We start from the raw sequence: 17329 nt of genomic DNA, 5'->3' as shown, positions 1-17329 counted from the left end.
TCCCGTGAGCACTGCACGCAAGCAGACCGCGACCGGCCGGGCGGCACCGCTGCCGCTGCCCGAGCGACGGGAGGCGTTGATCGTGACGGCGATCGCGTTGATCCGGGAGCGTCATATGCTGCCCACGACGCGCGAGATCGCGCAGGCCGCCGGGGTCGCGGAGGGCACCATCTTCCGGGCGTTCGCCACCAAGGACGAGCTCTTCGACGCCGTGCTGGACCGCACCTTCGAGGCGGGGCCGTTCTTCGACAGGCTGGCGAAAATCGATGGCGCGGCCGGTCTCGAACAGGTGATGATCGACATCGTCAGCCAGCTGCAGGCCCGGTTCGTGCAACTCTTCGAGGTGATGGGCGCGTTCAGCCTGATGGGTCCGCCGGAACGATTCCGCGACCCGAAAGCGCAGCGCGAGCAGGAGGAACATGGCGCCGCACTGATCCACGGACTGCTCGAGCCGTATGCCGGTGAGTTGCGCCTTCCCGTCAATAGGGTCGCGCAGCTGATGCGGCTGCTCACCTTCAGCGGCAGTCACCAGCGCATCAACGACGGCGAGATCCTCGCACCGGAGGAGATCGTGCACACGATCCTCTTCGGAGTGACGACCGACGTCCGGATCCACCACGAACCCGAGGGGAACTGATGCTTCTGAAGCTCGTGCGGAAGCGGCTGGCGCCATACGGACGATTGCTGCTCGGCCTCGTGGTGCTGCAGCTGATCAACGTCGGCGCCAACCTCTACCTGCCGACGCTGAACGCGGACATCATCGACAACGGCGTGAGCAAGGGAAACACCGGATACATCTGGGACACCGGCGGACTCATGCTCGGCGTGACCCTGGTCCAGGCGATCGGCTCGATCGGTGCCGCCTTCCTGGGCGCGAAGATCGCCATGTCCTTCGGCCGCGACACCCGCGCCTCGATCTTCCGTGCCGTCGGTCGGTTCTCCGGCCGGGAGATGGGCCAGTTCGGGGCGCCGTCGCTGATCACCCGCAGCACCAACGACGTCCAGCAGGTGCAGTTGCTCGTGCTGATGGGCTGCACGCTGATGGTGACGGCGCCGTTCATGATGGTGGGCGGCGTGATCATGGCGCTGCGTCAGGACGCCGGACTGTCCTGGCTGGTGCTGCTCGCCGTCGTGGTGCTCGGGGTCTCGGTCGGCCTCATCGTCCGCTTGATGGTGCCCGCCTTCCGCCTCGTGCAGCGACGCATCGACCGCGTGAACCGGGTGATGCGCGAACACCTTTCGGGCGTCCGCGTGATCCGCGCATTCACCCGCGAGGGCTACGAGCAGAGCCGGTTCGACATCGCCACCGACGATCTAACCGACGTCCAGCTCCGGGTCGGCCGGCTGATGATGCTGATGTTCCCCCTGGTCTTCACGGTGATGAACGTGTCGACGATCGGGGTGTGGTGGTTCGGGGCGCACCAGGTCGCGGACGGGCACATCGAGATCGGCTCGCTGTCGGCATACATGACCTATCTGATCCAGATCCTGATGTCGGTGATGATGGCGACGTTCATGTTCATGATGATCCCGCGGGCGTCGGTCGCCGCCGAGCGCATCACCGACGTGGTGACCACGGAGGCGTCGGTGCGTCCGCCAGAGCATCCGGTGACACCCGACCGGCTGCGCGGAATAGTCGAACTGCGGCGGGCGAGCATGCAATACCCCGGCGCCGACGAGCCCGTGCTGCGCGATGTCGGCCTGCGCGCCGAGCCGGGACAGACGGTGGCGATCATCGGGTCGACAGGTTCCGGCAAGTCGACGCTGTTGTCATTGATCGCAAGGTTTTTCGACACCACGTCGGGCGCCGTGCTGGTCGACGGGGTCGACGTGAAGGAGCTGGACCCGCAGCAACTATGGGGCCATATCGGCATCGTGCCGCAGAAGGCGTATCTCTTCTCCGGCACCGTGGCGAGCAACCTGCGCTACGGCAACCCGGATGCCACCGAGAGCGACCTGTGGGAGGCGCTGGAGGTGGCTCAGGCACGCGATTTCGTGCAGCGCATGGACGGCGGGCTGGAGGCCGCGATCACCCAGGGCGGCACCAATGTCTCCGGTGGCCAGCGGCAGCGGCTGTGCATCGCGCGAGCCCTGGTGGCCCGGCCCCGGATCTATCTCTTCGACGACTCGTTCTCGGCACTGGACCTGGCGACCGACCAGCGGCTGCGCGCCGCGCTCGCTCCACATGTGCGGGAGTCGACGGTATTCATTGTGGCGCAACGTGTTTCGACGATCCGCACAGCCGACTCGATCATCGTTCTCGATGACGGGGTCGTGGTCGGGCAGGGCACGCACGACGAACTGCTCGCGGAGTGCCCCGAATATCAGGAGATCGTCGCGTCGCAACACGGTGCGGACGAGGAGGTCGCGTGATGGCCCGCCGCAAGGAAGCGACACCGGCTCCCGCAGTGCCTGCGGGCGACCGGGCGGCCAAACCGGTTCGTCGCGGCGGTGGACCCGGCATGGGCATCGGTATGGCGGAGAAGTCCAAGGACTTCTCCGGATCAGCTCGCCGGCTGCTCGGGCGGCTTGCGCCATACCGGCTGACCCTTGGCACGATTCTGGTCCTGACCATCGCCTCGGTGACGCTCAATGTGCTCGGCCCCAAGGTGCTCGGCCAGGCGGTCGACAAGATCTTCGCCGGATCGGTCGGTGCCCTGTTGCCGCACGGGCAGAGCAAGGCGGCGGTCGTCGCTGCCTTGCGCGCCCACGGCGAGAACACCCGGGCCGACATGCTGGCCGGAATGGATGTGGTGCCCGGCGTCGGCATCAACTTCGACACGGTCGGCCGCATCTTGCTGACGGTGCTGGCGCTCTACGTGTGCGCCGGGGTCTTCCAGGTGATCCAGGCACGGCTGCTCAACAACGTCGTGCAGCGGTCGATGAACACGTTGCGCAAGGACGTCGAGGCGAAGATCAACAAGGTGCCGCTGAGCTACCTGGACGGCCAGCCGCGCGGTGAACTGCTTTCCCGGGTCACCAACGACATCGACAACATCGGCCAGTCGATGCAGCAGACGCTCAGCCAGCTGCTGGTCAACGGACTGACCGTCATCGGCGTCATCGTGATGATGTTCACCATCTCGTGGTGGCTGACGATGGTCGCGATGGTCGCCATCCCGGTCGTCATGGTCGTCACCGGGCAGGTGATGAAGCGCTCGCAGAAGCTCTTCGTCGCGCAGTGGGGCCACACCGGCCGGCTCAACGGCCAGATCGAGGAGACCTTCACCGGGCACGATCTGGTCAAGGTGTTCGGGCGCGAACGCGAGGTGGAGGCCGAGTTCGACACGACGAATGAGGCGCTGGCCGACGTCAGCTGGCGCGCGCAGTTCGTCAGCGGCCTGGTCATGCCGATCATGATGTTCGTCGGCAACCTGCAATATGTCGTGGTCTGCGTACTGGGCGGGCTGCAAGTTGCCAACGGCAGTATGTCGCTCGGAAACGTAACCGCTTTCGTGCAGTATTCGCGGCAATTCACCCAGCCGCTCACCCAGCTCGCGTCGATGGTCAACCTCATGCAGTCGGGGGTGGCCAGCGCGGAGCGAGTGTTCGAGGTCCTCGATGCCCCTGAGCAGGAGCCCGAAGGGGACGCGAAACTCCCGCCGACACGCGGCGCGGTGGAGTTCGACGACGTGGGTTTCGGCTATGCCCCGGACACGCCGCTCATCCAGGAGCTCAGCCTGCGGGTCGAGCCCGGGCAGACGGTGGCGATCGTCGGCCCGACCGGCGCCGGCAAGACGACCCTGGTCAACCTGCTGATGCGCTTCTACGAGCTGGACTCCGGCCGGATCCTGGTGGACGGCGTCGACATCCGCACCGTGCCGCGCGGCGACTTACGCTCCCGGATCGGCATGGTGCTGCAGGACGCGTGGCTCTTCCATGGCACCATCCGCGAGAACATCGCCTACGGTCAGCTGAACGCCACCGAGGACCAGATCCGCGCCGCGGCGCGGGCAACGTTCGTTGACCGTTTCGTGCACTCCCTGCCGGAGGGATATGACACGGTGATTGACGAAGAGGGTTCCGGCGTGTCGGCGGGCGAACGCCAGCTGATCACCATCGCGCGGGCATTCCTGGCCGATCCGGCGATGCTCATCTTGGACGAAGCGACCTCCTCCGTCGACACGCGCACCGAGGTGATGCTGCAGGAAGCGATGGCTGCGTTGCGTTCGGACCGCACGAGTTTCGTGATTGCCCACCGGCTTTCGACGATCCGGGATGCCGACACCATCCTGGTCATGGAGGACGGGCGCATCGTCGAACAGGGTGACCACTCTGAGCTGCTGGCTGCAGGTGGTGCCTACTACCGGCTCTACATGTCGCAGTTCGAGGGGGCCATGACCGAGGCAGACCCGAACGCCCTGGCACCGGCCCCGTGAGCGGGCCCGGCCGGGGCTGCGCGGCGCTCATGGTCGTCGCAACTGGAACTCGTAGTCGGTCTCCCGGCCGGTCAGGAACTTCCCGTTGCGGTCGTACCACTGCTGCAGGGTCTCATCGCTGTCGGCGGTGAGTTCGCGGGCTTGCCGCACATAGCGTGACGCGTCGTGTGCGTCGGTGATCTGGCGCACGTGCTCGCTGCTGGGCGCTGCGCAGCCGACGTCCACCCGGTTGATTGCATCCGGGGCTGGGCGCCCGTCGACGCGCGGGATGATGTCGTGGGTGTTCTCGAGGGACAGGACGTTGACGTCCGGCGGCACCTTCATCCGGTCGATCGGTGAGCCGGCCGTGACCACCTCCCGCACGTTGTAGGTCGACCGGAAGGTGTCGTCGACCGCGAGCCGGGTCGCCACGATGCCGCCTTGACTGTGCCCGGTGAGCAGCACCGGCTCGGCACCGGGCTGCACCCCGGACTCCTTCATCGCCGTGGCGAGTGCGTTGCCGATCGCCGGGTAGAGCGATGACGGTTGTCCGGTCATCGTCACCAGGTTGGCGGTGGCGTCGGACGGGCCATTGTCGGTGTATGCCGACCAGTGCGTGGTGCCGGGAATGACCACGATCCAGGCGCCTTTGCCGTCGGCGCCGACGACCCGACGGACGGACAGCACCGACTTGGCCTTGTCAGAACGATGCTCGACGTCGGCCGAAGCCTGCACCAGGTCGGCGAGGTCGCGTGTCGTGACGGGTGACGTGCGTGCAGCGGTTTGCGTGACGCTCAGCGGCTGAGTGTCGTTGAAGAAGCCGAACATTCGGCCCGAGGCGAGCAGCCAGCCGATCTGGTCCTCGAAGTTCCCGGGGAGTGGCGGGGGCGTCAGGTGGCGCCCCGACGCGAAGCTGGCCGCGCCGAACTGTCCTGCGGCGAGGGTGGAGCCTCCCACCCAGACGCCCGCTTCGAGCCAGGGGACCAGACCGTCGGCCAACCCTGGGTCCGCGGTCACCTCTTCGTTGAGTTCGTCGCTGAACGACTCCGTCCACGGGCGCAGATCGCCGCCACCGAGCATCGAGAGTGTCATCGGATGCCTGGACCAGGCGTGGATGGCCGCAGTTCCGACGTCGTTGCCGAGCCGCGCGGGGGCGGTCAGGACATTGATGCCGGACAGCAGCCTGCGCTGTGCCTCGTCAGTGAGTTCGTAGGCGGTCGCGCTCCAGCGCAACGTCCGCGCAACGAACTCCATCCGCACCCCGAGGGCACCCAGGTTGATCGACAGGCCGGCGACGAGCTCGGCGATGCGCATTGCGGAGCCCGGCGAGAGCAGCGCGCTCTTGGCCGGGACCGAGGCGCCGATGCCGAGCGCCGACGCGCACAGGTCTCCGGCATCGCCGCCGTAGGTGTCCAGGCGCCCCGCGGCCGTGCGCATGTCGGTGAGCTTTGCTTGCGTCGATGCGGCACCGCCGGAGACGCGACACCGCCAGGACGATCCGTCGGTCATGCGGCACACTCCACGAGCCGGGCCGCGAACGCGCCGAGGCGGCCCTGCACCTCGACCGTCGACATGGGCCGGAACGCCAGGTCATCGTCGGTGCCCGCGTGCAGACAACCCCATCCGGACGGCAGCAGGTGGACGACGGATGCGAACTGCGGGTTGTCGTCAATCGTCATCGTCATGGACAGCAGGGCCTCCGCTCCCCACGCGAATTGCGTGATCCACCAAGGGATCCCCGCGAGGCCGAGATCCTCGCATGCCATGTGGATGCGCTCGGAGTCGCCGGTGCGCACCAGCTCGGCGAGCGCCAGCACCTCGCCCGGCCCGAGGGCTGTGGACGGTCGGGGATGTGCGGGCGGCGGGTCCACCTCCGGCCGGGTGACGGTCAGCGTCTCGAGTTCGGCAGGCAGGCCGACGAGCTCACCGGGCAGCCGCTGCGTGTGCCCGGTGGTCAGGGTCCAGCCGGTCCGGGACTGCCGCAACACGCGGAACTCGTCGTGACCGGCGGTCACGAGCGTCAGCCAGGCGCGCGTGCGGGTGGCCGCGAAGATGCTGCCGTAGCTGCCCGACGTCATACTCTCCCCGACCGCGAGCACGGTGTCGCCGTCGAGCGCCTCGCGTCGTACGCCCGAATGCCCGGTCATGAGAACAGCCGCAGCGGGTCGATGACCTTGCCGGCGCCGTCCATCACCGTGCCGATCGCGCGTTCGTGATCTTCCACGTGGCGGGCGTGGCTATAGAGCAGGCGGCTCAGTTCGTCGAAGTCGCCGGCGCGATGCCGGAACTCGGCGGCACGTTCGCTGAGCTTGCTGCGGTAGCGGTCGGCACCACTGCTGTGCCATTGGATCGACGTGTTGCTCGTCACGGCCGTGGCCGCCTGGCGGGCTTCGGCTGCGAGTCGGGCGGCGCGCCTGGCCTGCGCTCGGATCTGCTCTGGGTCATCGGACATGCCCAGGACGATAGGTTTCTCGCTCGCCCGTCGTCCGTCGCGATGCCCGGCGTTGTGGACGGCGCCCGTAATCGCCGGTGTTGTGGACGGGTCCTTGGGGGTAGATCACATAATGGGCACACCTTCGCGGAAATCCGCGTCCTGAGCTGGCCCGGGCCCTACGCTGTCCCGGGACAGCCCAGCTGCGTGGGTCTACTGCGCATGACTGAGCATTCTCCTGCCGGAAGGAACCTGGTCATGGCATTGAAGCGCACCCTAACCATCGCGAGCGCGGTCGCGCTCGCCGCCTCGCTCGGCGCGTGCAGCTCGAGTTCCGGCGGTTCGAAGAACGGTGGCTCCGAATCTGGCGCGCCGGCAAAGGCGACCACAGCGAAATATGGCAACTGCAAGATCACCAGCAAGCCCGACAGCATCAAGATTAAGCCGGTCGTTCCTGACACGCTGACCGTGGAGACGACACTGCCGGCGCAGGGCTGGTGGAACGGCACGACCGCCGACTCCATCAAGGATGGCTACGAATACTGCATGGCAGCCGAGTTGGCCAATATGGCCGGATTGAAGAAGCTGTCGATCAAGAACGTGTCTTTCGACCAGCTCGTCGCCGGCCACACCAACAACTTCGACATCGCACTCGCGGAGATCTCTATCACGCCCGAGCGGGCCAAGGTCGTCGAATTCTCCAAGCCGTACTTCGACTCCAACATTGGGGTGCTGACCAAGAAGGGCGCGGGTGTCACCGCCGATAACATCACCAGCAAACGCTGTGCGGCATACTCAGGCACGACGTCGGTAGACTTCTTGAAGACGAAGCTGAAGTGCAAGTCGCAGAAGATCTACCCGGATTCCCAGACCCTTTACCAGGCCGTGCTCTCCGGGCAGACCGATGTCGCGCTGCTGGACACCGCAATCGTGCTGGCCGAGGCCAAGCAGACCGGCAACAAGCTCGAGGTGCCGGGCCAATACAAGACCGGTGAGAAGTACGGCGCGATCTATCCCAAGGGTTCGGCGAATGCTGCCGAGCTCGACAAGGGCATCACGACGTTGCAGGCCGACGGCGTCCTGAAATACTTGTCGAAGACCTATCTCGGTCCTGCCTTCGGTGGCGACCCGTCGTCGGTGCCGGTGTGGTCGCTGAAGTGATCCGATTCATATTGGATGAGGTTGGGGGTCGGCCCCGATGACAAGCGCGCCGGGGCTCGTCCGGGACGACCTCCAGCCTGCCCCGGAGCCAAGCCCTCCGCAGCAGGTAGCAAACCTCGCCGTCTTCGCGCTGGTCGTCGACCTCTTCGGCATCGCGCTCGTCGTGTACGGCGCGAAGCTGCTGCGGGACTATAACCATGGCCATGTGCTGGCCACCTTGGTGGGCGCGCTCCTGGTCCTGATCTCGCTCTACCCGTTGTGGCCGACGATCCAGGGCTTCTCCGGCGCGCGAAAGAGGTCCGGCCTGCTAGGTGGCGGGCAGTTGGTTGCTGCCCGGCGGGCCGCCGCCCGTGGACGTGAGGACGCTTCGATCGGCCTCGGGTACGGCGTAGCCGCAATCATCGTCGGCTGCTTGATGTGGCTGGCGCTGACCAACCAGGGCGCGGTCGCCGACACCTTCTTCCGGGTCAACGCATGGAGCCAGTCGTTCTCCCAGGCGATCCAGGGATTCTGGATCAACATCTGGGTGGCGGTCGTGTCGTTCGTGCTGGTGTTGATCTTCGGCCTGGTGTTAGCGATCATGCGCATGCTGCCAGGTCGCGCCGGTGCGCCGTTGCGGCTGATCGCGACTGTCTATTGCGACGTCTTCCGGGCCATCCCGGCCATCGTGACGGTTCTGTTGGTCGTCTTCGGTGTGCCATTGGCGTTCACCTTCACCCAGACGTGGAACTCCGCATACCTGGGTGTCGTCGCGCTGACGCTGACCTACTCGGCATACGTCGCAGAGGTGTACCGGGCGGGTCTGGCGTCCATCCACCCGAGCCAGACTGCGGCGGCCCGGTCCCTTGGCCTCGGGTATGCGCAGACACTGCGGGCGGTGCTGGTGCCACAGGCGGTGCGCCGGATGGTGCCGCCGCTGCTGAACGATTTCATCAGCCTGCAGAAGGACACCGCACTCTTGTCGATCGCGGCAATTCCGGAGGTTCTCACAGTCACCAAATTGTGGGAGAGCAAGTTGTTCACGCTGGCGCCGGTCACCTTGGCGGCGGTGTTCTTCATCATCATCACCATCCCGCAGGCCCGGTTCGTCGACTACTTGGTCAACAAGGACGCAGCGAAACGGGCGGGTGGCTGAGATGGCATTCCTGGAGATCAAGGACGTTCGCAAATCGTATGGAGATTTCGAGGTGCTCAAGGGCGTCTCGATCAACGTCGAGCGTCACGAGGTGGTCTGCCTGATCGGCGCCTCCGGGTCCGGCAAGTCGACGTTGTTGCGTTGTGTCAACCAGCTCGAGGAGGTCAACGGCGGGGAGATCCTTATCGACGGCGACACGGTGACCGGTGCGGGCGTCGACCTCAACCGGTTGCGCCGTGACGTCGGCATCGTCTTCCAGAGCTACAACCTCTTCCCGCACATGTCGGTGCTGAAGAACGTCATGCTCGCGCCGACGATGGTCGCCGGGGTCAACGGCAAGGAGGCCAAGGAGAAGGCGATGGCCCTTCTCGAGTCGGTCGGTATGGCGGAAAAGGCAGGCTCCTACCCGGACATGCTCTCCGGCGGTCAGCAGCAGCGGGTCGCGATCGTGCGCGCGCTCGCCATGGAGCCGCGCATCATGCTGCTCGACGAGATCACGGCTGCGCTCGACCCGGAACTGGTCGGCGACGTCCTGGAGATCGTGCGCCAGCTGGCCCACGACGGACTGACCATGTTGCTGGCAACCCACGAGATGGGCTTCGCCAAGGAGGTCGCCAGCAAGGTGTGCTTCCTGGAGCAGGGCGCCATCCTCGAGATGGGTCCCCCGAAGGACATCTTCGAGAACCCGCAGGAAGAACGAACCCAGCAATTCCTCAGCCGGGTGGTGAAATCAGGCCGGTTGTAACGCACTTCGACACCGAGCGGCCCGCGAGATGGAGACATTTCGCGGGCCGCTCAGTGTTGTTACGTCCGAGTGCCCCGCCCGGCTACTCCGCCGCGGCCGGCTCTGGCTCGGCGCCGCGACGCACGGCGGCGAGCAGCATGTTCGCCACATCTACGACCTCGACGTCCTCGCCGGCGCGCCCGTCGGACTGCTCGGCGGTCAGGCCGTCGGTGAGCATGACCCGGCAGAACGGGCAGCCGACGGCGATGCGCTCGGCGCCGGTCGCGACGGCCTCCTGGGTGCGATTGAGGTTGATGCGCGAGCCGAGCTTCTCCTCCATCCACATGCGGGCACCGCCGGCGCCGCAGCAGAACGAGCGGATCCCGGAGCGCTCCATCTCGCGGTATTCGACGCCGGGCAGCGCGCCGAGCAACTCGCGTGGCGGGGCGTAGACGCCGTTGTGCCGGCCCAGGTAGCACGGGTCGTGATAGGTCACCGATGCGCCGGTGGACATGGCACTGTTGGTGATCTCCGCTTCGTCCGGGCGGGCGACCGGCACGAGTCGCTTCTCGCGGACCAGCCGGTTGAGCAACTGGGTGTGGTGCACGACCTCGTAATTGCCGCCCAGTTGCGGGTATTCGTTCTTCAGGGTGTTGAAGCAGTGCGCGCACGTCACAACGATCTTGGTCGCGCCCGCTTCGTTCAGCGTCTCGACGTTCTGCGCAGCGAGCGCCTGGAAGAGCATCTCGTTGCCTGCGCGGCGTGCCGAGTCACCGGTGCACGCTTCACCGTCGCCGAGCACCGCGAACGAAACCCCAGCAGTGTCAAGGAGTTCCGCGACCGCCCGGGTGGTCTTCTTCGCGCGGTCCTCGTAGGCGCCGGCGCAACCGACCCAGAAGAGGTAGTCGACCTCGGTGAGCGACTCGACGTCCTGTCCGAAGACCAAGACGTCGAAGGGCAGCCCCTTGGCCCAGTCGAGGCGGGCGCGGGGCGCCATACCCCACGGGTTTTGTTTGCCTTCAAGGTTTTTGAAGAGTCCGCCGAGTTCGGACGGGAACGCCGACTCGATCAGCGTCTGGTAGCGGCGCATGTCGACGATGTGGTCGACATGCTCGATGTCCACCGGGCACTGCTCGACGCAGGCACCGCAGGTCGTGCATGACCAGAGCACGTCTGCGTCGATAACAGCGTCCGCGTCGCCGCCGGGGTTGTATGCCGTCAGCGGCGCGATCTCGTCATACCCGGTCGCCCCGATGAGCGGGATCTCCATGATCGGGTTCTCTGCCGTTGCCGGGCCGGTGCCCGCTGCGACCTGCGCCGCCTGCAGGTATGGCGCCTTGGCGTGCGCGTGCTCGCGCAGCGTCATCATCAGCAGTTTGGGCGACAGTGGCTTGTCGGTGTTCCACGCCGGGCACTGGCTCTGACAGCGGCCGCACTCGGTGCAGGTGGAGAAGTCCAGCAGGCCCTTCCAGGTGAACTCCTCGACCGCGCCGACACCGAAGGTCGCGTCCTCGTCGAGTTCCTCCAGCGACTCCAGTGTCACCGCCTTGCCGTCGACCGTCATCGGCTGCAGAGCACCCAGGGACGTGCGGCCGTCCGCGTGCCGCTTGAAGAAGATGTTGAAGAACGCCAGGAAGCGGTGCCAGGCGACACCCATGGTGATGTTGCGCGCGATGACGATCAGCCAGGTCATCGCGGTCACGATCTTGATCGTCGACACGACCACGATCAGCGCCTTGACGTTGCCGAGCGACATATGGTGCAGCCACTGGCCGTACCACGCGGTGAGCGGGTAGTGCAGGCCGTTCGCGGTGCCCTCGCCCTCGTAGCGCCCGATGGCGTATTCCAGGCCGCGCAGCGTGAGCACGCAGATGATCTCGACGAGGATGACGATCTCGACGAAGTAGGCCTGCCAGAACATCGAGCCGAAGAACCGCGAGCGGCGGCCGTCCTGGCCCTCGGCGCGAGCCGGATGCTTGTCGCGGCGGTTCCAGATCAGCCAGCAGATGCCGAAAAGCCCTGTCCAGCCGAGGAATTCGACCAGCCACTCGAAGAGGAAGAAGTGGCCGATGATCGGCAGCGCGAAGGTCGGGTTCCACACCTGGAAGTAGGACGCGAGCACCGCCAGCGACAGCACGATGAACGAGGTCATCGTGAGCCAGTGGGCGACGGCGACAATGGGCAGTCGCGACATCCGGGTGTGGCCGAAGATCTCGCGCGCGACGGTCCCGAAGCGCCGGCCCTTGCGGTCGCCGCGGTCTTCCGGGCGGCCGAGCTGGAAGGTGGCGATGAACGCCCGGATCGCGGGTATGGCGAGCGCGCCACCGACGGCAGTGATGCCGAGAGTGATCACCGCGGCGATGATCTGCAGGGCTGACATAGATATAGTCTAGCGATTGTTACTCGTGAGTAACTTTCCGCATGGCGCTGGACCGCTCACTGTTCGTTTGCGCGAACGATAACGACCTGTTGGAATATGGATAATCGGTCCGGGGTTGGACCGTCCATGCCCCGAGTGAATGCACTCGGCGTAACCGCGCGACAGCTCAGACGAAAGGCAACGACGTGCCCATCCTCGACGACGTCACCCAGGCGATCGGCAACACGCCGCTCGTGCGCATCAACCGCATCGTCGACTCCGCCGAAGGGACGACCGTCGCCGCCAAGCTCGAGTTCAACAACCCGGCCGCGTCGGTCAAGGACCGCATCGGCGCCGCGATCATCAAGGCCGCGGAGGAGTCCGGCGAGCTCAAGCCGGGCGGCACCATTGTCGAGGCGACCAGCGGCAACACGGGCATCGCGCTCGCGATGGTGGGTGCTGCCAAGCGCTACAACGTCGTGCTGGCCATGCCCGAGACCATGTCGGCCGAACGCAAGGCCCTGCTCAAGGCATTCGGCGCCGAGCTCGTGCTGACGCCGGGTTCGGAGGGCATGAAGGGAGCCGTTGCCAAGTCCGAGGAGATCGCGGCGGAACGGGGCGGCATACTCGCTCGGCAGTTCGCGAACGCGGCGAACCCGCAGATCCACCGCGAGACGACCGCGGAGGAGATCTGGCGGGACACCGACGGCAAGGTCGACATCCTCGTCGCCGGCATCGGCACCGGAGGCACCATCACCGGTGTCGGCCAGGTCCTCAAGGAGCGCAACCCCGACGTGCGCATCGTCGCGGTCGAGCCCGCCGAGTCCCCGATCCTCAACGGGGGCCAGCCCGGCCCGCACAAGATCCAGGGCCTGGGCGCCAACTTCGTTCCGGAGATCCTGGACACCAGCGTGTATGACGAGGTCATCGACGTCGACGCGCCGACCGCGGTCGAGTGGGCACGCAAGGCTGCCACGCAGGAGGGCCTACTGGTCGGAATCTCTTCGGGCGCAGCGCTTTCCGCGGCGGCACAGGTTGCTGCCCGGCCGGAGTCCGCAGGGAAGACGATCGTGGTGATCATCCCGAGCTTCGGCGAGCGCTACCTGTCGACGATCCTCTTCGAGGGCCTGGTCGACTGAACCAGCATGGCACACAGCACCTTGTTGACCACCGGTCACCGGCGCACGCCGTTGACCCAGTCGGTTCGTGCCGCCGTCGCGTCGATCCGTGAGGATCTCGACGCCGCGATCGAGCGGGACCCGGCGACGACCTCGCGCCTGGAGATGGCGCTTGCGTCGCCAGGGCTGCACGCGGTGTGGGCACACCGGCTAACGCACTCGATGTGGCGCAAGGGCAGCCGGTGGCGGCTGCCTGCGCGGCTGGTCTCGCAGGTCGCGCGCGCCGCGACCGGCGTCGAGATCCACCCCGGTGCGCAGATCGGCAAACGCTTCTTCATCGACCATGGCATGGGTGTCGTGATCGGTGAGACTGCCGAAGTCGGTGACGACGTGATGATCTATCACGGCGTCACCCTCGGCGGGCGGTCGCTCGACCGGGTCAAGCGGCACCCGACGGTCGGCAACAAGGTGACCATCGGGGCAGGCGCACGGATCCTCGGGCCGGTCACGATCGGCGACGACGCGCAGATCGGGGCGAACGCGGTGGTCGTGCACGACGTGCCGGATGCGAGTGTTGCCGTCGGCGTGCCGGCGAAGATCCGGCGCCCGCAACCCGTTGCCGTGCAACCGGATCCGTATGCCGACCCGGCACTGTTCATCTGAGCCGGGCGGTCTCTAAGCTCGGTCTATGACCGAGGAAGCCGTGACCCGGGACGAGTTGCGCCAGGTCGCTGTGGTGACGGGTGCCGGCAGTGGCATCGGGCGGGCGGTCGCGATCGGCCTGGCACGCGCCGGATTCGTCGTCGCGCTGGCCGGGCGACGCGAAGCGGCTCTCGCCGAAACCGCTTCGCGCATCGGGGCGGATGCCGGCATGCCGATCCCGACCGACATCACCGACGAAGCCGCGGTCGCACGGCTCTTCGACCGGGCCGCGCAGCGCTTCGGGCGGGTGGATGTGCTTTTCAACAACGCCGGGGTGTCTTCCTTCACCACGCCGTTCGACGAGATCACGCTCGCCGACTGGCAGTCGGTGATCGACGTCAACCTCACGGGAATGTTCCTCGCTGCGCGAGAAGCGTTCCGGCACATGCGGCTTCAGCGCCCAGTCGGTGGGATCATTATCAACAACGGTTCCATCTCGGCACACGTGCCCCGGCCGCAGGCCGCGCCATACACCGTCAGCAAGCATGCGATCACCGGGCTGACCAAGCAGATCGCTCTCGACGGACGGTCGCACCGGGTGCGGTGCGGGCAGATCGACATCGGCAACGCCGCGTCCGCGATGACGGCTGGTATGGCGACCGGCATGCTCCAAGCCGACGGTTCCACCCGCCCCGAGCCCACGATGGCTGTCGAGTCCGTGGTGCGCGCGGTCGTGCTGATGGCGACCATGCCGGAGGATGCCGCGGTCTTCGACCTGACGGTCGCCGCGGCGGACATGCCGTTCGTGGGACGTGGCTGAACCGTGGAGCTTTCCGAGTGCCGACGGGCCGGTGGCGTACACGACCACGTGGGTTCAATCCTGGACTGAGCGTGACCGCTCGTACCTGCTGCCGTCCGCGGATCTGAGCAGATGACCGTGGTCGACGAGGGCACGACGAAGTGTCGAGACGTCAGGGTAGATCGGGCGCAGGAGGTTGTTGACCTCCGTCTCGGACATCGTCAGGTTCGCGGGCAGCTGAGCGGCGACAGCGGCATACAGAGTGGCGGCGATCGCCGGACGCCGTGGGATGCGGGTGAGTTCGCCGTCTCGCACGAAAGACTCCAGCCGCGGTTCGCGGTGCACGATGGCGTCGAGCGGGGTGGGCATGAGATCCAGTAGAGCACCAGGAGTCGCGAGACGCAGGTCATATAGCGAAGGGTGTGCTGACCGGGCGGTCAGCACACCCTTCGGGTATGTCGCAGGAGGTCACTCGCCCTTGGCGGCGGCCTTCAGCTTGGAGCCCACGGTCACCTTGGCGGCCTTGGACGCCGGGATCTGGATCTCTTCGCGGGTGCGCGGGTTGCGGCCGGTGCGGGCGGCGCGGTCGACGCGCTCGATGGTCAGCAGGCCCGGGAGCTGGACCTTCTCGCCGCGGCCGATCGCCTCGAGGATGACGTCGTTGAGGCCGCCGATGACGGCGTTGGCGTCCTTGACGCTGACACCGGTGCGCTGGGCGATGGTGCTGGCAAGGTCAGTGCGGTTCATGAATAGGGTCCTATTCCTTGTCTTGGGGGACCGGTGTGATCCGGTCCGTCGATCATGGTGCGCCGCCGTGGTGCCGGCGACAGTCGGGTCCGCCCACGCCATACGCCCGGATATTCCGCGCCATTGCAAGGGTGTGACCCGCGCACCACGGTAGACGCACAGTGCGACAAGGTCCAAGACGCCCCGTCTTCGGCGCGTTCAGCGCGTCGCGTCGACCGGTTCCGACGTCGTGGGCGTCGTGCGGTCTGCTGCCTGGGACGGGGCTGCCGGCTCCTGAAGTTCGCCGTTCACCACCGGACCCGGGCGGCGCCCGACGGCGGCCTGAAACCCTGCAGTGGCAGCACTTTTCGCGGCCTGTCCCATGCCCTTGACAGCTGCTTGCCCGGCCGCGGCGGCCACCTCCGGACCGCGCTCCTTGATCTGCGCGGTCGTCTTCTGGCGCTGCTCGGCAACTGCGGGGTGGTTCCAGGCCCGGCCAGCGAGTTGCTTGATCTGCTCGTAGCGACCCCGGCCCGCGCGGGCGCCCAGCACGTAACCGGCGGCGATGCCGACGGCGAAGGTCAGCTTGCTCATCACGGTTCCTTTCGTCGATTTCGTCCGACCCTACCTGCCGTGGCTGTTTGCCGGTCCGGGCGCGACTGTCGTGGTCCTGCCGGTTGGGTGCGCCGCCCGGGCGCGCTTAGGATGGTGCGCGCTTGCGCTGCCGTGGCACCGCAAGCGATGGAGGGCTCGCATAGTGGCCTAGTGCGGCGGTCTTGAAAACCGCTATGGGTTTACGCCCATCGAGGGTTCGAATCCCTCGCCCTCCGCTCACCGAACGGAGTGAGGTCTCTGAGGGCCGCTCATGAGGGACGCTCAGCGTCGCAGTCGCAGTCGCCGCCGCAGTCCGAAACCGGCGAGCACCATGCCCACGGCGCACGCGGCGCCGCCCAGCAGGAGGGAGGCATTGTCTCCTGCGGCGCTGCTGGGTCCGTCGGTCACGATCGGCGGGCCGGTGACGGTGCTGCTCGTGGACGGTGCGGATGGGGTGGTGGTCGGTGCGGGCGGCGTGGAGGAGGGTGTCGGCGTCGTGCAGTTCTGCGGCACGGTGAGCTGCGCGATGCTGAACAGGGTCCCGTCGTCGGACGGCGCGTAGAGGTAGTCCCCTCTCGCGAGCTTGGTCGTGATCCGGACCGTGGCACCCGGTGCGATCCTCGGGAAGTACTTCTCCGGCGCCGATGCGCCGGGCGCTTGCCAGGCGAAGCCGATGTCATACGTCGCCTTGTTGGTGACCGTGAACCCGCCACAGTGCACCGCAATGTGGGGCGCGACGCATTCGGGCGCCTGCGCATCGAAGCTCCAGGAAGTTCGTCCGCCCAGGACGTACCCAGGGAGCGGCCTCGCAGCCACCGCCAGCTTCGTGGGGTTGTCGCCGAACTGGTAGATCCCGTATTCGCCCGTCGGCGTGACCACGCCGTTGACGAGATACTCCACGCCGGTCACACCTGGGATCGTGAGCACGTTGTCCACCCCGCCACAGCCGACGGTCTTCCAGGTCGGCGCGACAGCAGTCACCTGTTTCCCGGCGGGTGACGAAGTCACGGCAGCGGTGGGACCGCCACCAGGACTCGACGGGTCCGCCACTGCGCGTCCGGCCGTCGAGAACAGCACGAAGATTGCGAGGAGCATCGCGAACCCCACCGCCGGGAGAGTTCGTCTGCCGCCATTTCCGGTGATCCCCATGGGTGTGCCTTCCTGCCGTCTGAATGCTCCGCGTGGCCACCCGGGGCAGGGACAGGCTACTCACAGGTTGCAAGGGGAGGGGCCAGAGTTGCGAAAGTCGTGGACAAGGCGAGCCAATTCACTGGCCGGAGTC

17 protein-coding genes and 1 tRNA gene are annotated in these 17329 nt (G+C 66.8%); 10 read left to right on the top strand and 8 right to left on the bottom strand.

The window, feature by feature from the left end; translation table 11 throughout:
- Window positions 1-4 precede the first annotated feature (4 nt).
- From EFY87_RS01735 to EFY87_RS01725, 3 genes are read left to right on the top strand one after another with little or no spacing between them, the layout of a single operon-like run.
- Window positions 5-637 carry a TetR/AcrR family transcriptional regulator gene (locus EFY87_RS01735; protein ID WP_220093454.1) on the top strand — a complete coding sequence of 211 codons (633 nt, stop codon included), beginning with the start codon at window positions 5-7 and terminating at the stop codon, window positions 635-637.
- The gene (locus EFY87_RS01730; RefSeq protein ID WP_123269566.1) at window positions 637-2373 is read left to right on the top strand and encodes an ABC transporter ATP-binding protein; all 1737 of its coding nucleotides are present in this window, start codon (window positions 637-639) and stop codon (window positions 2371-2373) included. The genes EFY87_RS01735 and EFY87_RS01730 overlap by 1 nt, the downstream gene beginning before the upstream one ends.
- The gene (locus tag EFY87_RS01725; protein WP_123269565.1) at window positions 2373-4379 is read left to right on the top strand and encodes an ABC transporter ATP-binding protein; all 2007 of its coding nucleotides are present in this window, start codon (window positions 2373-2375) and stop codon (window positions 4377-4379) included. Before EFY87_RS01730 ends, EFY87_RS01725 begins: the two co-directional genes overlap by 1 nt.
- 27 nt (window positions 4380-4406) lie before the next feature.
- Here the strand turns inward: EFY87_RS01725 and EFY87_RS01720 are convergent, their stop codons facing one another.
- Genes EFY87_RS01720 through EFY87_RS01710 form a run of 3 tightly spaced genes read right to left on the bottom strand, consistent with a single transcriptional unit; the run spans window position 4407 to window position 6810 of the window.
- Window positions 4407-5867: a PGAP1-like alpha/beta domain-containing protein gene (locus EFY87_RS01720; protein ID WP_123269564.1), complete on the bottom strand. Its 1461-nt coding sequence runs from the start codon at window positions 5865-5867 to the stop codon at window positions 4407-4409.
- Entirely contained in the window at window positions 5864-6505 is a 642-nt protein-coding gene (locus EFY87_RS01715; protein ID WP_123269563.1) for a hypothetical protein, read from the bottom strand. Before EFY87_RS01715 ends, EFY87_RS01720 begins: the two co-directional genes overlap by 4 nt.
- On the bottom strand, window positions 6502-6810 hold the full coding sequence (locus EFY87_RS01710; protein ID WP_123269562.1) for a hypothetical protein: 309 nt from the start codon (window positions 6808-6810) through the stop codon (window positions 6502-6504). The genes EFY87_RS01715 and EFY87_RS01710 overlap by 4 nt, the downstream gene beginning before the upstream one ends.
- A gap of 237 nt (window positions 6811-7047) precedes the next feature.
- On the opposite strand from EFY87_RS01710, the gene EFY87_RS01705 reads away from it, so the two are divergent.
- The 3 genes from EFY87_RS01705 to EFY87_RS01695 are packed head-to-tail and all read left to right on the top strand — an operon-like array spanning window position 7048 to window position 9830.
- Complete coding sequence (locus EFY87_RS01705; protein WP_123269561.1) at window positions 7048-7950, top strand: ABC transporter substrate-binding protein; 903 nt, start codon at window positions 7048-7050, stop codon at window positions 7948-7950.
- 37 nt (window positions 7951-7987) lie between these two features.
- Complete coding sequence (locus EFY87_RS01700) at window positions 7988-9085, top strand: amino acid ABC transporter permease (RefSeq protein ID WP_123269560.1); 1098 nt, start codon at window positions 7988-7990, stop codon at window positions 9083-9085.
- A 1-nt stretch (window position 9086) separates the two neighbouring features.
- A complete protein-coding gene (locus EFY87_RS01695) occupies window positions 9087-9830 on the top strand; it encodes an amino acid ABC transporter ATP-binding protein (protein ID WP_123269559.1) in 744 nt (247 codons plus the stop codon).
- Between the two features lie 82 nt (window positions 9831-9912).
- Here EFY87_RS01695 and EFY87_RS01690 read toward each other — a convergent pair whose 3' ends face one another.
- Window positions 9913-12189: a (Fe-S)-binding protein gene (locus EFY87_RS01690; protein ID WP_123269558.1), complete on the bottom strand. Its 2277-nt coding sequence runs from the start codon at window positions 12187-12189 to the stop codon at window positions 9913-9915.
- 185 nt (window positions 12190-12374) lie between these two features.
- Here EFY87_RS01690 and cysK point away from each other — a divergent pair, with 185 nt between their 5' ends.
- The 3 genes from cysK to EFY87_RS01675 are packed head-to-tail and all read left to right on the top strand — an operon-like array spanning window position 12375 to window position 14748.
- On the top strand, window positions 12375-13307 hold the full coding sequence (cysK, locus tag EFY87_RS01685; RefSeq protein WP_123269557.1) for a cysteine synthase A: 933 nt from the start codon (window positions 12375-12377) through the stop codon (window positions 13305-13307).
- Between the two features lie 6 nt (window positions 13308-13313).
- Window positions 13314-13949, top strand: coding sequence for a serine O-acetyltransferase EpsC (gene epsC, locus EFY87_RS01680; RefSeq protein ID WP_123269556.1), 636 nt, complete (start codon window positions 13314-13316; stop codon window positions 13947-13949).
- 25 nt (window positions 13950-13974) lie between these two features.
- Window positions 13975-14748 (top strand): SDR family oxidoreductase, encoded by a 774-nt coding sequence (locus EFY87_RS01675; RefSeq protein WP_123269555.1) that lies wholly within the window; start codon window positions 13975-13977, stop codon window positions 14746-14748.
- A 54-nt stretch (window positions 14749-14802) separates the two neighbouring features.
- Here the strand turns inward: EFY87_RS01675 and EFY87_RS01670 are convergent, their stop codons facing one another.
- The 3 genes from EFY87_RS01670 to EFY87_RS01660 form a co-directional block, all read right to left on the bottom strand.
- The gene (locus EFY87_RS01670; protein WP_123269554.1) at window positions 14803-15096 is read right to left on the bottom strand and encodes a DUF2087 domain-containing protein; all 294 of its coding nucleotides are present in this window, start codon (window positions 15094-15096) and stop codon (window positions 14803-14805) included.
- Window positions 15097-15195: 99 nt separating this feature from the next.
- Window positions 15196-15474: an HU family DNA-binding protein gene (locus EFY87_RS01665; RefSeq protein ID WP_123269553.1), complete on the bottom strand. Its 279-nt coding sequence runs from the start codon at window positions 15472-15474 to the stop codon at window positions 15196-15198.
- 198 nt (window positions 15475-15672) lie between these two features.
- The gene (locus EFY87_RS01660; protein WP_123269552.1) at window positions 15673-16047 is read right to left on the bottom strand and encodes a hypothetical protein; all 375 of its coding nucleotides are present in this window, start codon (window positions 16045-16047) and stop codon (window positions 15673-15675) included.
- Between the two features lie 149 nt (window positions 16048-16196).
- On the opposite strand from EFY87_RS01660, the gene EFY87_RS01655 reads away from it, so the two are divergent.
- Window positions 16197-16283: transfer RNA gene (locus EFY87_RS01655), tRNA-Ser, on the top strand.
- Between the two features lie 46 nt (window positions 16284-16329).
- On the opposite strand, the gene EFY87_RS01650 is transcribed toward EFY87_RS01655, so the two are convergent.
- Window positions 16330-17142, bottom strand: coding sequence for a hypothetical protein (locus EFY87_RS01650; RefSeq protein WP_148043207.1), 813 nt, complete (start codon window positions 17140-17142; stop codon window positions 16330-16332).
- Window positions 17143-17329 lie beyond the last annotated feature (187 nt).

It is taken from the genome of Flexivirga caeni, assembly GCF_003724155.1.
Taxonomy (GTDB): domain Bacteria; phylum Actinomycetota; class Actinomycetes; order Actinomycetales; family Dermatophilaceae; genus Flexivirga; species Flexivirga caeni.
Note: the sequence above shows the minus strand (reverse complement) of the source record. Positions and strands in the feature narration are given on the sequence as shown.

What these genes read in the sequence shown, in the direction of transcription:
- EFY87_RS01720 (WP_123269564.1), bottom strand. Translation starts at nt 5,867, where the DNA reads ATGACCGACGGATCGTCCTGGCGGTGTCGCGTCTCCGGCGGTGCCGCA.
- EFY87_RS01660 (WP_123269552.1), bottom strand. Translation starts at nt 16,047, where the DNA reads ATGAGCAAGCTGACCTTCGCCGTCGGCATCGCCGCCGGTTACGTGCTG.
- epsC (WP_123269556.1), top strand. Translation starts at nt 13,314, where the DNA reads ATGGCACACAGCACCTTGTTGACCACCGGTCACCGGCGCACGCCGTTG.
- EFY87_RS01675 (WP_123269555.1), top strand. Translation starts at nt 13,975, where the DNA reads ATGACCGAGGAAGCCGTGACCCGGGACGAGTTGCGCCAGGTCGCTGTG.
- EFY87_RS01690 (WP_123269558.1), bottom strand. Translation starts at nt 12,189, where the DNA reads ATGTCAGCCCTGCAGATCATCGCCGCGGTGATCACTCTCGGCATCACT.
- EFY87_RS01725 (WP_123269565.1), top strand. Translation starts at nt 2,373, where the DNA reads ATGGCCCGCCGCAAGGAAGCGACACCGGCTCCCGCAGTGCCTGCGGGC.
- EFY87_RS01700 (WP_123269560.1), top strand. Translation starts at nt 7,988, where the DNA reads ATGACAAGCGCGCCGGGGCTCGTCCGGGACGACCTCCAGCCTGCCCCG.
- EFY87_RS01715 (WP_123269563.1), bottom strand. Translation starts at nt 6,505, where the DNA reads ATGACCGGGCATTCGGGCGTACGACGCGAGGCGCTCGACGGCGACACC.
- EFY87_RS01705 (WP_123269561.1), top strand. Translation starts at nt 7,048, where the DNA reads ATGGCATTGAAGCGCACCCTAACCATCGCGAGCGCGGTCGCGCTCGCC.
- EFY87_RS01695 (WP_123269559.1), top strand. Translation starts at nt 9,087, where the DNA reads ATGGCATTCCTGGAGATCAAGGACGTTCGCAAATCGTATGGAGATTTC.
- EFY87_RS01710 (WP_123269562.1), bottom strand. Translation starts at nt 6,810, where the DNA reads ATGTCCGATGACCCAGAGCAGATCCGAGCGCAGGCCAGGCGCGCCGCC.
- EFY87_RS01670 (WP_123269554.1), bottom strand. Translation starts at nt 15,096, where the DNA reads ATGCCCACCCCGCTCGACGCCATCGTGCACCGCGAACCGCGGCTGGAG.
- EFY87_RS01665 (WP_123269553.1), bottom strand. Translation starts at nt 15,474, where the DNA reads ATGAACCGCACTGACCTTGCCAGCACCATCGCCCAGCGCACCGGTGTC.
- EFY87_RS01650 (WP_148043207.1), bottom strand. Translation starts at nt 17,142, where the DNA reads ATGCTCCTCGCAATCTTCGTGCTGTTCTCGACGGCCGGACGCGCAGTG.
- EFY87_RS01730 (WP_123269566.1), top strand. Translation starts at nt 637, where the DNA reads ATGCTTCTGAAGCTCGTGCGGAAGCGGCTGGCGCCATACGGACGATTG.